This is a genomic window from Polaromonas sp. P3_C2, assembly GCF_056402675.1.
In genome coordinates this window covers 1-513 of record NZ_JBFUGX010001281.1, presented here as the reverse complement: position 1 = coordinate 513, position 513 = coordinate 1, and the positions used below count along the sequence as shown (strand labels likewise).

1 pseudogene is annotated in these 513 nt (G+C 57.5%); it reads right to left on the bottom strand.

What is annotated here, in order from left to right:
- Positions 1-513: pseudogene (locus AC1DWI_RS26070) on the bottom strand (elongation factor 4); the annotation flags it as partial.

Below are 513 nucleotides of genomic sequence, written 5' to 3'. Positions count from 1 at the left end.
ATGATGGACAGCGCATCGACCTTCTCGCCGTTCAGCAAGATGTCCACCTTGACCACATCGGATGCCCGGAACTCCTTGAATTCGTAGTCCATTGACGCATAGCCGCGGGAGACGGACTTGAGCTTGTCGAAGAAGTCCAGCACGATCTCGCCCAGTGGCATTTCGTAGGTCAACATGACCTGCTTGCCGTGGTAAGCCATGTTCAGCTGGACGCCGCGTTTCTGGTTGGCCAGCGTCATCACGGCGCCCACATAGTCCTGCGGCATATACAAGTGCACGGTCACGATGGGCTCGCGGATCTCGTTGACCTTTCCGCCGTCGGGAATTTTGGAGGGATTTTCAACCTTGAGGAGGGTTCCGTCGGATTGGAGAACTTCATAGACCACACTGGGGGCCGTCGTGATCAGATCCTGATCGAATTCCCGCTCGAGCCGCTCCTGGACGATCTCCATGTGCAGCAGCCCCAGGAAACCGCAGCGAAACCCGAAACCCAACGCTTCGCTGACATCCGGC